We start from the raw sequence: 11,251 nt of genomic DNA, 5'->3' as shown, positions 1-11,251 counted from the left end.
GCTGGTTAGAATGCCGCCCTGTCACGGCGGAGGTCGCGGGTTCGAGTCCCGTCCGGATCGCAGATGATTTAGATCATGTAGCCCCTTAAAATTTAATTTTAAGGGGCTTGCTTTATTTATGCACATAATAACGAGATGAGAATCAATATTTAAAGATTCTTTGTTTAATCACCACCTTATAATATTTTAGAATTTGTCAATTCTATTCGTTTACACCATAAATCAAAATTTGCGCCTTTTTTTATTTGCTTTTAAAAGCTATTTGATTAGATTTTATGTATTCTGTTTAATGGTGAAATTTTATAACGAGCCTTAGTAACTGAAAATCAATACTGTTAAAAAGAAGTTAAAGAAATATCTTCATTTTTGCTTATTGTTAACATATTTTTTTTATTTTTGCATTAAATATTATAATATCTTATTTTAAAATATGTTTAATTATTATATAAATATTTATTATTATTAATATGAAAATATCTAATATCAAAAAGCTTAGATTTATCTGTTATACGATTGCTTTGTTAAACTTGATACCGATTTTAGGGATCTTTTTTTTCAATCAGAAATGGGATATTGCATTTTTTGTTTTGATGATATTATTTATTTTGCTATTAAGTAATCTAAGATGCATAGAATATGATGACACGGGCGAGTGTATCACAATTAGAAAATTTCATCCATTAACGACAAAAAGGTTTATTAAGCCTTCAATAGAATTTCCAAAATCATATGTAGAGCAAATTAACCTCGACGAAGGTTTAATTTTGGATCGTATGAAAATCCAAATTCAATCTAAAACTTCTAAAAAACAACTTAAAGTAAACTTACTTTATTTTAATAAAAATCAGATTAGTTATATAAAAAGTTCAATTAATACAATAAGTGCAAGAAATTAGGCAACTTATAAAGTAAAAAAACTTTAAAGTGTTTATAATATAATTATGCTATCAGAGAGATAGTAATTTATCAAAAATGTATAATAATTTTAATATTAGATTAATATTCATTACATATTTTTATAAATATTATAATATATGTGCTTTTATTGTTAACTTTACACTACCATCAAAATTATTAATCATTAAATATTAAGACATGAAAACTAAACTTTACTCAATGGCTTTGACAGCAATGTTTGCTGTAGGTTATGCGCAAATTGGGATTAACACAACCACACCATCGGCAACTTTGGATGTAAACGGAAATGCAAAATTAAGAACGGTACCTACCACTACTACGCTGACAGGATTTCAGGTTTTAGGAATCAACAGCAGTACTTCAGAGATCAATGGATTCGATCCTTCTCTTATTTCTACAGGCGCTATTAATCCAAGCGTTTATGCGGCTAAAAAAACAGCGGGAATCAGCCTGCTTAGCTTAGGATTGTTTCCTTCAGGCTTCAGAGCTGTTAACTTTTTAGCAGCTGAAAGAACGGTAGGTTCTGCAGCGCTTTTCACTGATACGGACAATACTTATACGGTACCTTCAAATGGTGTGTATCAGATTGGCTTTAGCTTCCGATATGGTACGGGATTGCAAGCTGCTTTGTTGTCAAACTCTCCCGGAGTTGGGATTGTAAGAACTAGAGCTGGAGTTGCTACTGTGATAGACAGTCGTTCATTCAGCGGTGCCAACTTGATATTACTTAGCTTAACTATTTCTGAAGCTAACTTAAATTCACTTTATACTTTACAGGCAGGAGATAAAATATCTTTTGGGCTTGTAGGTTCTTCATTACTTGATGTAGGATTATTAGGATCTAGCGTAGGAAGTTTCTTTATCTATAAGGTTTCAAACTAATAATAAAACATATAAATTTCACTGCAAACCTACACGTTTGCAGTTTTTTTTTTGCTTATTTTCAAGACCAATCTTTATTAAAAGAGCATTAGAGTTTTAACTCATTTTAAATAAAAAAAGCCTTCTTAATGGAAGGCTATGGCGAATGAGGGACAAACAAGTTGAATTGTTTCTTGTTTTAACAAAGATATAAAATAAATTTTAATATGTTAATTTTTTCTTAATATTTTCATATTTTAAGTGTGAATTATATATTAATAAATAATGTAGATTACAATATATTGATTTAATATTGCTTATATTAGAGTCCAGAATCATGTTTGTAAATCAGCAAGTTTCTATTTGAATAACTAATTTATTTAGGTCTGATATTTGTATTGTACCGCAAAATTCAATGTCTATCTTACATTTATGAAAAAATTATTTTTAAAAAAGTCATTTTTATATACTGTTTTATTTGCTCTTTTTTTGGCCTCTTGTAAAAAAGAAAATGAAATAAATCCTCAACAAGAAAATACTTCATCAGGTTCTTTAAAGAATGAAGAAAAGCCAGATTCTCTAAAAGAAGTAAAGGAATCTGAACCGCCGGCAATACAGGAATCCGGGTTTTACAATGCATTTGTAATTCCTAAAGAAAAAAAACTTAGAGATTCAATGTATTCTGCTTTCAGTAAAAAATATTCTGAAAAAGAACGTTATGCGATTTTAGCATTAAACAGGCTCGATTCAAAACATAAATGGAATGCTGATACTTTGGTTGTCCCAAAGGAAATTGATACAACATTGATGGCATATTCACCATTCCCTATGCAGCTTGATGTTTTGAGTGATGTGAAAAAGTTTGTCGTTTTTTCTTATCCGATTCAGGCTTACGGAGTTTATTCCAACGGAGCTTTAGTCAAATGGGGACCAACAAGCATGGGAAAAAAATCTGCACAGACCACAAAAGGGTTGATGTTTGCCAATTGGAAAAAAAAGCTGGCTATTTCTACCGTAAAAAGCGAATGGAAACTTCCTTACAACGTTAATATTCACAATACGGGAGGAATTGGTTGGCATGAATATGACTTACCGGGTTATCCGGCATCGCATGCATGCTTAAGATTGTTAAAAAAGGATGCTCAATGGCTTTATTCGTTTGCAGATACTTGGGTGTTGAATCCGGGTGGAGCAACAACAAAAGCAAAAGGAACTCCTGTAATTGTTTTTGGAGACTACAAATGGGGCGGAAGAAAACCCTGGAGAAAATTATTAAATGATCCGAACTCAAACAATATTTCGGTAGAGGAGATGAATAAGCTGATTCAGCCACATCTTGAAAAAATACTGAATGAGCAAACCAACAGAGAAAAAGTAACAGATTCCATTAAAATGGCAAAAGAAATGGAAGCCGCCAATCCTCCAGCTGAAGAAGCTGAAAGCGCTAACTAACGTGAATAAGGATAAGAATTAATTTTAAATATTTGATTATCAAAATTATTTAGTATCGCAAAGTCAGACAAGGTTTTATTAATATTTAATACTTATTTCTAAGGTAAACCAAGCCGCTTCGCTTATTAACGTAAAACAAATAATATTTCATCGCTAAGTGCAAAGCCTTTGTTTTATCTTAAAATAAAGAATATCAAATGTTTAGTCCCTTTGTTTAACATTGCGATTATAAACCAAACCGAACTCAGGCTAACTAACCTTTTTTTCAAAATGTAAAGTAGATTCTTCTGCAAATCTTCTGAGCTTTTTCATCTGATCTTTGGCCTTACTTTGCCCGAATCTGGCTGCCGCATACGTCACAGCAATACAGGCAAGCATGACAAAAGAAGCATTCAGAGCCCACGGAAATTCATAGCTTTTGATTTGTTTTTCTACAAAATACATTGTGAAGAAAGTCATCCAGAGAATAGAAAATAAAAAATAAAGAAACATAAAAAAAGTCCAGACTGCTGAAGTAGGTCCAAAAACTCCTCTTATCACAGTTTGATCGTCTTCAATTTCGGTACGTAAAGAAAGTTGAGGTTTCCAATATTGATCGTATTCAGTTTCTACACAGATGGTTGCCATTTCTTTATTGATGTTTCCTGTGAATTCACCTTTATGCTCGGCAAGATATTTTTTTAAGTTTTCCGTATACGTTTCTTTGCTGAGATGCGTGTACATTTTGAATCTCGGTCTGTTTCGTATTTTATCCAGTGTGGTTTCTTCTGTCTTCATATTATTCTTGATAAGGTATCGGATCTTCTAATGTAAAGCTTAAATTAAGTTCCTGGTCTTTCCTTAAAACAACCATTCTTATTGTTTTTCCTTCATCAGATTTCATCATTTCCATTATTTTCTGAAGAGTCATATCGGAAGTTTTTCTGCCATTGATTGTAACAAGAACATCATCTTTTTTTAATCCAGCTTTGTCGGAAGGCGAATCTTTCCTTACACCTGCAATAGAAAATAATGGCTTTAAAACAAATTTATACTGTAAATTATTGGAAATTACCTTTGTTTCGTTTGATGCACTATTTGGGCTTTTCGTCTCAACGGTTACAATATCTTTTTCCCATTGCATTCCGTCTTGCCTAAAATCTAAGCCACTCATATTAAAATGGAAAGGATCATCATAATTTCTGTTTTTTCTTAAATACATTTTCTCGTTAGGATAATCAAAAGCTGCTGTGAATCGCCTCATGATTTCACTGCCTACCGAGCCTTTTCTTTCTTCAACCAGTTTTACATATTGTATCGAAAACTCGTCCGGCATTGCAGTTAAAGGCTTTTCAAACTTAAAATTTCCGAGATAAAAATTATGTATTCTGCTTCTTTTACCATAAATATCGCCATTGAAGCCTCGCCCAAGAAAATCATCAATGTTTGGTCGATTGTAAACAAAATCTTTAATCAAAGCCGGAAAAAGCCAGATTGCATCGCTGTTTCCCAAATCAACCAATAATTTTGAACTTTTTCTCTCGTTAGTCATTTCAACATCTGTGAAAATATAAGGCTTACTCTTTTCAATCGATATAGGAAGCTCTTCAAATTTTTTGATCTTTTTCTTAAATAAATCAACGTCATTGTAAACAGTGATTTTTTTTGAAACATAATCTATTATGACAGGATGATTCTTAAAAAAGTGATAACCGATAATACCATTTACAGGAATTCCTATGTGAGAAGAAATATTAAAATCCTGATCGAGAATAATAAACAAAGTAAATGACGTATTGATAAAATGCTCGCCTATTTTCCCGACATTATGATCAGATTTAAAGCCTTCAATGCTTGCGCTGCCGCCGAGACCGGAAAATCTTATTTTCTCGAACTTTGAAAGCCTCATTTCTTTATTTTCGAGACTGAAAATAGTTGTTTCGGCAACTCCTGTATCCAGCAAAAAGGTAAGCTCAGCGCCGTTTACAGTAATCGGAATGAAAATTAAATTATTAATAAGCTTAAAAGGAATCACTATTTTTTTAGCATCTTTTATTTCAAAACTATTTTGAGCATTCGTAAAAATGCTTAAAAAAAGAATAACTATAAAATGCCTGAATTTCATATTATGAATGTAGTAAATTTTTGGTTACATCAATAAAAAAACATTCCCAATATTTGAGAATGTTTAAAAATATTTTAAGAGTATTCTTTATTTTGAAAAGAAATCCATCAAATCCATATAATTTTTTTGGTTGACTCCGTGTCCGCTCATATATTCTCTGAAAGTAAAATAACAACCTAAATCATACAGCATATCTGCTGCTTTTCTGCCCCAATCCAAAGGTATAATCGCATCATCTGTACCATGTGAGACGAAAAAACGGAGATTTTCCAGCTTCTTTTTATCTTTTACAATATCTGTAAGCAACTTTTCTTCGGGATAACAGCTCATACATGCTACATAATTGAACAGATCAGGATATTTCAATGCTAAGCTGTAACATAAAATTCCGCCCTGACTGAAACCGCAAAGATGAGCTTTACTTTCTGTAAGGCCATAATGGTTTATTATTTTCATTATGCTTTCCAAAACTGAGTTCAGAGATTCTTTCGCCTGATCGGTATTTACGAATTGCTCAGGATTGTTAAAATCTATATCATACCATGAATAACCTTCAAATTCAGTAGTTTTAGGGGCTCGGAAACTTACTAGAATCCAGTCATTCGGAAGGCTTTCTCTGAAGCTGAAAAGATCCTGCTCGTTGCTACCGTAGCCATGAAGCATAAAAAGAACCGGCGTTTTTGAAGTGATATTTTCCGGCTCTCTTACTATATAATCTAAATTCATGCAGCAAAGATAATTAATATATACATTTGGAAAAACTTTGAAATATTAATTTATGTAAGAAAATAAGCAATTCTATTAGTTGATAATTATATATTTAAAGAAAAGGGGACTGTGCAGATTTTCACAATAAATAATATGACTTACATTTTGTTGATTTTATATAAATTGGATTTTTTTGTTGGAAAATTTTCATAAAAGTCATTTTTATATTGATAAAAAAGCTATATTTGAAACATTAAAAAATCTATTTGGAGAAATGAATAAATTTTACAAATCAAAAAGCTTACTTAGACTTTCATTTTTATTAGTCGCATTATTTTCAGTTATTTCTGTAGCAAATTCTTGTAAAGATGATGATGAAGATGATGAATTTACAGATCACCTTGTACGGTTTGAAGCGAAAATAGTTAAAGGTACAGGAACAGATACAGGTTCTTTTAAAACTATTATTACCCAAGTGGGAACCAGCCAGAATACGATTTTTGATTCGCCAGGTACATTATGGACAAGTGATGAGTTTTTTGTGAACTCTAGCCAGTCTCAGCTTAATTTGGATGCCAATGCAATTCTTTTAAATCCTGATTCTGAATTAATTGTTACGCTTTATGTAGACGGCGAAGTTGCAGAATCTGACACAGCTGTAGGAGTAGGAACTAAAAATGCTTCAATTGATCACAGCTTTTTAGAGTTATAATCAATTTGATTTAATATAAAATAAAAACCGTCAATCGACGGTTTTTATTTTTGTTATAAAATGATTATTTTAAATCACTTTTACGATAAAATAATTCTTTTTACCTTTTTGAAGCAACAAAAATTTACCGTCAATAAGATCATTTTCATTAGCCGTATATACTTCGTTTACTTTTTCTTTGTTTATTGAAATTGCATTTCCTTTAATTTCCCTTTGAGCCTCGCTTTTAGACTTTAAAAATCCTGACTTTTCAGAAAGCAGATCAATAATATTTACTCCCAAAACATCAGCTTTTGCCACTTCTCTTTGCGGAACTCCGTCAAAAACTTCCAAAAAAGTTTCTTCGTCAAGACTTACAAGATCTTCAGCGGTTGAGCGTCCAAAAAGGATTTCAGATGCTTTTACAGCTTTTTCATATTCTTCTTTTCCATGTACCCAAACCGTCACTTCTTCAGCAAGCTTTTTTTGAAGTTTTCTTTCGTGCGGAGCAGTTTTGTGCTCTTCTATTAAAACGTCAATTTCCTCTTTATCTAAAAAAGTGTAAAACTTAATAAATCTTTCAGCATCTTCATCGGTTGCATTCAGCCAAAATTGGTAAAATTTGTAAGGTGAAGTCTTCTTTTTGTCCAGCCAGTAATTTTCACCGCTTTCAGACTTCCCGAATTTGGATCCGTCTGCTTTTGTGATCAAAGGAACCGTCAATGCAAAGGCTTCACCTTGAGCTTTTCTTCGGATCAATTCTGTTCCTGTCGTGATATTTCCCCATTGGTCAGAACCTCCCATCTGAAGTTTTACGTTGTTATTCTGATACAAATGAAGGAAATCATATCCTTGAATAAGCTGATAAGTGAATTCCGTGAAGCTCATTCCATCTGCGCCGGATTCTCCGGAAAACCTTTTCTTTACAGAATCTTTGGCCATCATATAATTGACCGTAATATTTTTCCCGACATTTTTAGCAAAATCAAGGAATGAAATATTCTTCATCCAGTCATAATTATTCACCAATTCTGCTTTGTTGGGCTCATTTCCATCAAAATTCAAAAATCTTGAAAGCTGATTTTTCAGGCAATCAACATAATGTAAAAGAGTTTCTTCATCCAAAAGATTTCTTTCCGCAGATTTCCCTGAAGGATCTCCAATCATTCCTGTAGCTCCGCCAACCAAGGCGATCGGTTTGTGGCCGTGCTGCTGAAAATGTGCTAAAATTTTTATCTGAATAAGGCTTCCAATATGTAAAGAATCGGCAGTCGGATCAAAGCCAATATAAGCGGTGGTCACCTCTTTATTCAGTTGTTCATCGGTTCCGGGCATCATATCGGCAAAAAGACCACGCCATTTTAGTTCTTCAATAAAGGAATTCATCATATTTTTCTTTAAAATTTAATAGTTGCAAAGATAATAAATTGAATCTTACTAATTATGAAAAGGTATAAAACAGCAATTTAAACAAATTGGCCTCATTTGTGGATTAGCTTTTATCTTCTTACAAAATCAACTATATTTGTTTTATTCATGAACGACGAACAATTATTCCTGCTTATCCAGAAAGCAAAGGAAAAAGATCAGAAAGCGCAGACAAAGCTCATCAACATTTTTTGGGTTGATGTTTTTTCTTTTGTGATGAAAAAAATGCGTGATGAAAATGATGCCGACGAAATTACGGTGAATGTTTTTTCAAAAGTTCTGTCGAAATTGGACATGTATGATCCTCATTTTCAGTTTAAAACATGGATTTTAACGATTGCACAAAATACAATTATCGATTTTTGGAGAAAAAGAAGCCGTGAAAACCAGGATCCGACTGAAAATCTGGAAGAAGTAAAAAATCAGTATGCAAAATCTCCGGAAGAGCTGATGATTTCTGATGAAGAACAGAAAAAGATAATTAAAACAATTGAATCTTTGGATGCAAATTATCAGGATATTATCAGGCTCAGATTTTTTGAAGAAAAAAGCATCAAAGAAATTGCTGAAGAGCTCGGAATTTCTGTTGCCAATACAAAAGTAAGAGTGATGCGAGCTAAAAAAGTTCTTGCCGAATTATTGAAAAACAATGACTTTGAAGATAACTAATTAAGCCTCATGAAGCATTTACACATTTTGTTAGATTATTCTAAATCTGTGTTCAAATGACGATTTACAATAAATTTCTATTTTACAAGTATAATCTTTCTTATTCCTTTAAAATTATAGTATCCATCAATTTTTGAGGTAGATGGTTTCCATCAAAAAATCCTTAACTTTGTCGTCAATTTCAGAATAAATGGAGAATCTAATTCAGGACACTACCGTTCAAAAACCAAAGTGGATCCGTGTAAAACTTCCGACAGGAAAGAATTATCGCGAATTGAGAACTTTGGTTGATAAATATAAATTAAATACAATTTGCCAAAGTGGAAGTTGCCCGAATATGGGCGAATGTTGGGGAGAAGGCACCGCTACTTTCATGATTTTGGGAAACATCTGTACGAGAAGTTGCGGATTTTGTGGTGTAAAAACAGGAAAACCTCTTGACGTAAACTGGGATGAACCTGAAAAAGTAGCTCGTTCCATCAAATTAATGAAAATAAAACACGCGGTTCTTACTTCTGTGGATCGTGATGATCTGAAAGATATGGGCTCAATTCTTTGGGGTGAAACTGTAAACGCGGTAAGAAGGATTTCTCCGGGAACTACAATGGAAACTTTAATTCCAGATTTTCAGGGCTTAACAAAGCATCTCGACAGAATGGTTGAAGTGGCCCCGGAAGTGATTTCTCACAACATGGAAACTGTAAAAAGACTGACAAGAGAAGTGAGAATTCAGGCGAAATATGAAAGAAGCCTTGAGGTTTTAAGATACTTAAAAGAAGCCGGACAAAGAAGAACAAAAACAGGCGTAATGCTTGGTTTGGGAGAAAATAAAGACGAAGTTTTCCAGACCATTGAAGACATCCGAAATGCAAATGTAGATGTGATCACTTTGGGGCAATATTTGCAGCCTACGAAAAAACATTTACCTGTGAAAAAATTCATTACGCCTGAAGAGTTTGATGAATTTGGAGACTTTGCAAGAAGCTTAGGCTTTAGACACGTTGAAAGTTCGCCTCTTGTAAGAAGCTCTTACCACGCAGAAAAACATATTCACTAAATACAACTCGCTCTTTATAGGGCGATTTTATTTGAAATTCATTTAGATTTTTGACTGAATTATTTTACATTTTTAACAAGAATGTAGAGAATTTTAATTGTTGACAAAATTTATTTTTAAAACAGATTCATTTAGAATTATAATGCAGATTGATAAAAGAATAATACCGTTGGCAATCGGCGGATTAGGAATCGGAACTACAGAATTTACGGTAATGGGATTGTTGCCGGATATTGCAAACTCTTTACAAATTACAATTCCGGAAGCGGGGCATCTGATCTCAGCTTATGCAATGGGAGTCGTTGTTGGAGCGCCGTTACTGATTGGCTATTCCGTGAAATTTCCGCCAAAAAAAGTATTGATTGTATTGATGATGATTTTTACATTATTTAATGCATTATCTGCTGTAATGCCGGATTATACATCACTATTGATTATTAGATTTATGTCTGGTCTTCCGCATGGCGCATTTTTCGGCGTTGGAACAGTAGTCGCATCAAGGCTTGCGGGGAAAGGGAAAGAAGCATTTTATATATCATTAATGTTTACAGGACTTACTGTGGCTAATCTTGCCATGGTTCCTTTGGTTACTTATATCGGGCATATTTTTCATTGGAAATGGTATTTTGCGATTGTTGCCGTGATTGGTTTGGTAGCTTTAATATCGTTAAAGCTTTGGCTGCCAGCAATGGAAAAAAATAAAGATGCTCATTTTCTTGAAGAATTAAAATTTCTCAAAAGAAAACAAGCTTGGTTGGTTTTAATGATAACGGCGATAGGATTTGGAGGTCTTTTCACCTGGTTTAGTTATATCACGCCATTGATGACCGTTATTGCAGGAATCAAAAGCAGTCAGATGGCGTATGTGATGATTCTTGCGGGAGCCGGAATGGTGGTCGGAAATTTGGCAGGAGGTTATTTATCCGACAGATTAGGCCCTGAAAAAACGTGTTGCCTGTTGCTTTTTCTGATGATGATTTCTTTATCCGGTGTGTTTTTCCTTTCAGAATATCAAAATATAGCTTTGGTACTAACTTTTATTTGCGGAGCTTTATCGATGTCTGTTGCAGCGCCAATCAATATCATGATGATGAAAGCTGCTCCGAAAAGCGAAATGATGGCAGCGGCATTTATGCAGGCAGCTTTTAATATTGCCAACGCAATGGGTGCTTTCTTGGGAGGAATACCTTTGGAATTTAAATTGCCATTCAATTATCCATCGCTTGTCGGAGTCGGAATGACTTTAATAGGATTAATAATCAGCTTAAGATATATGCAGCTTTACCGATCTGCAAAACCGCAATACACAAAAGAAGAAATCGTGGTAGAATGCATTACTTGTGATAAATAAGTTATAGTAAAC

General features: G+C 33.3%; 10 protein-coding genes. 6 read left to right on the top strand and 4 right to left on the bottom strand.

Annotated features, from left to right (window positions below):
* Positions 1 to 1,095: 1,095 nt before the first annotated feature.
* Together AC6CHK_RS16065 and AC6CHK_RS16060 are read left to right on the top strand one after the other, a co-directional pair.
* Positions 1,096 to 1,800, top strand: coding sequence for a hypothetical protein (locus AC6CHK_RS16065; protein WP_498097898.1), 705 nt, complete (start codon positions 1,096 to 1,098; stop codon positions 1,798 to 1,800).
* 411 nt (positions 1,801 to 2,211) lie between these two features.
* Positions 2,212 to 3,231: a L,D-transpeptidase gene (locus AC6CHK_RS16060; protein ID WP_498097896.1), complete on the top strand. Its 1,020-nt coding sequence runs from the start codon at positions 2,212 to 2,214 to the stop codon at positions 3,229 to 3,231.
* Between the two features lie 249 nt (positions 3,232 to 3,480).
* On the opposite strand, the gene AC6CHK_RS16055 is transcribed toward AC6CHK_RS16060, so the two are convergent.
* The 3 genes from AC6CHK_RS16055 to AC6CHK_RS16045 all read right to left on the bottom strand — a co-directional run bounded on the left by AC6CHK_RS16055 (position 3,481) and on the right by AC6CHK_RS16045 (position 6,061).
* The gene (locus AC6CHK_RS16055) at positions 3,481 to 4,008 is read right to left on the bottom strand and encodes a hypothetical protein (protein ID WP_498097894.1); all 528 of its coding nucleotides are present in this window, start codon (positions 4,006 to 4,008) and stop codon (positions 3,481 to 3,483) included.
* A 1-nt stretch (position 4,009) separates the two neighbouring features.
* On the bottom strand, positions 4,010 to 5,335 hold the full coding sequence (locus AC6CHK_RS16050; protein WP_498097892.1) for a PDZ domain-containing protein: 1,326 nt from the start codon (positions 5,333 to 5,335) through the stop codon (positions 4,010 to 4,012).
* Positions 5,336 to 5,422: 87 nt separating this feature from the next.
* Positions 5,423 to 6,061, bottom strand: coding sequence for an alpha/beta hydrolase (locus AC6CHK_RS16045; RefSeq protein WP_498097890.1), 639 nt, complete (start codon positions 6,059 to 6,061; stop codon positions 5,423 to 5,425).
* A 256-nt stretch (positions 6,062 to 6,317) separates the two neighbouring features.
* On the opposite strand from AC6CHK_RS16045, the gene AC6CHK_RS16040 reads away from it, so the two are divergent.
* Positions 6,318 to 6,755, top strand: a complete 438-nt coding sequence (locus AC6CHK_RS16040; RefSeq protein WP_498097888.1) for a hypothetical protein — start codon at positions 6,318 to 6,320, stop codon at positions 6,753 to 6,755.
* A gap of 69 nt (positions 6,756 to 6,824) precedes the next feature.
* Here the strand turns inward: AC6CHK_RS16040 and tyrS are convergent, their stop codons facing one another.
* Positions 6,825 to 8,120 (bottom strand): tyrosine--tRNA ligase, encoded by a 1,296-nt coding sequence (gene tyrS, locus AC6CHK_RS16035; RefSeq protein ID WP_498097900.1) that lies wholly within the window; start codon positions 8,118 to 8,120, stop codon positions 6,825 to 6,827.
* A 150-nt stretch (positions 8,121 to 8,270) separates the two neighbouring features.
* Between tyrS and AC6CHK_RS16030 the strand changes: the two genes are divergently transcribed.
* The 3 genes from AC6CHK_RS16030 to AC6CHK_RS16020 all read left to right on the top strand — a co-directional run bounded on the left by AC6CHK_RS16030 (position 8,271) and on the right by AC6CHK_RS16020 (position 11,239).
* Positions 8,271 to 8,831, top strand: a complete 561-nt coding sequence (locus AC6CHK_RS16030) for an RNA polymerase sigma factor (RefSeq protein WP_498097886.1) — start codon at positions 8,271 to 8,273, stop codon at positions 8,829 to 8,831.
* A 190-nt stretch (positions 8,832 to 9,021) separates the two neighbouring features.
* Positions 9,022 to 9,888, top strand: coding sequence for a lipoyl synthase (gene lipA, locus AC6CHK_RS16025; protein WP_498097884.1), 867 nt, complete (start codon positions 9,022 to 9,024; stop codon positions 9,886 to 9,888).
* Positions 9,889 to 10,030: 142 nt separating this feature from the next.
* Positions 10,031 to 11,239, top strand: coding sequence for an MFS transporter (locus tag AC6CHK_RS16020; RefSeq protein ID WP_498097882.1), 1,209 nt, complete (start codon positions 10,031 to 10,033; stop codon positions 11,237 to 11,239).
* Positions 11,240 to 11,251: the final 12 nt, after the last annotated feature.

The organism is Chryseobacterium sp. GQ58, assembly GCF_059758895.1.
This window is presented reverse-complemented; position numbering and strand designations above follow the sequence as displayed.